Origin of the sequence: Kocuria sp. NPDC057446 (assembly GCF_042802875.1) — a bacterium.
Lineage (GTDB): Bacteria > Actinomycetota > Actinomycetes > Actinomycetales > Micrococcaceae > Kocuria.
This window is the reverse complement of sequence record NZ_JBHVDI010000297.1, coordinates 1-1,270: the sequence shown is the minus strand read 5'-3', so window position 1 is coordinate 1,270 and position 1,270 is coordinate 1. Positions and strand designations below refer to the sequence as shown.

Here is a 1,270-nt window from a genome sequence, read left to right as displayed (position 1 = left end):
GTCGCCCCTCGCAGGGCTGACTCGTCGATGGTCTGGTCACCGTCCTGGCCTCCGCTGCGGCCTGACTCAACAGAGGGATGACCACACCAGCCCACAGCAGGTCTGGAAGTCGGCATGTCGACCGCGGTGACCCCACCCGCGCACGACGAGAAGGACCCTCAGATGATCATCATCGGAGTCGACCCGCACAAGACCACGCACACAGCCACGGTCCTCGAGACCGCCACCAGCACCGAACTGGGCACCCTGCGCATCACCGCGTCCCTGAAGGACTATCAACGCCTATTGGCCTGGGCCGGGGCCTGGGCGCCACGGCAGTGGGCCATCGAAAACGCCGAGGGGTTGGGCCACCACCTGGCCCAGTGGCTACTGTCCCACGGCGAAGAGGTCCTCGACGTCCCGCCCACCGCAACCGCCCGGTACCGGAGCCTTTCACGCGGCGGTCGGCGGAAGAACGACCGCATCGATGCCGCAGCCGCCGCCGGCTCCGCAGCCGTCCACGGCGACAGCCGCCGGGTGTTCCCGGAAGGCCATACCGATGCGTTGGCCCTACTCGCCGAACGCCGTCAAAGTCTCAGCCAGCACAGGACCCGCTTACTGAATCAGTTGCACGCCCTGCTGCGCGAGCTGATCGCTGGCGGTGCGCCCCGATCCTTGACCGCCACCCGGGCCGCGCAACTGCTGCGCCGGGTGCGCCCGACCAGCACGGCCGACCGCGTCCGCCGAGAGGTGGCTCGCGACCTCATTGCCGAAGTCCGCCACCACGATCGGCTCATGGCGGCGAACACCGAGCAGATCCGGGACCTGCTCACCGAGCACCCCACAACACTGACCGAGATCGTGGGCATCGGGCCCGTGCTGGCCGCCCGCATCCTGGCCGACACCGGGGATCCGCGCCGTTTCCCTACCGCGGCGGCCTTCGCCAACTACAGCGGCACCGCACCGATCCAGATCGCCAGTGCCGACCACAGCCGGCACCGTCTCTCCCGCTACGGCAACCGAGACCTGAACTCCGCCATCCACTCCGTGGCGATCATCCAGATCCGCACCCGCTCCAGCGCCGGATACGCCTATTACGCCAAGAAACGCGATGAGGGGAAAACACCGAGAGAAGCTCTCCGCTGCCTGAAACGCCAGCTGGCGCGCACCGTCTGGCGCGCCATGATCAACGACTGCGCCGAGCCCCCGCTCCAGATCCCCGAACCAGTGGCACTGGCCGCTTGACAATACAGAGGGACCATCGGCCCCACACCGCCTGCGGCGATCAGCC

1 protein-coding gene is annotated in these 1,270 nt (G+C 68.3%); it reads left to right on the top strand.

The features are described 5' to 3' along the window. Window positions 1-162 precede the first annotated feature (162 nt). Window positions 163-1,224 carry an IS110 family transposase gene (locus tag ACFU0Y_RS18195; RefSeq protein ID WP_380216377.1) on the top strand — a complete coding sequence of 354 codons (1,062 nt, stop codon included), beginning with the start codon at window positions 163-165 and terminating at the stop codon, window positions 1,222-1,224. Window positions 1,225-1,270: the final 46 nt, after the last annotated feature.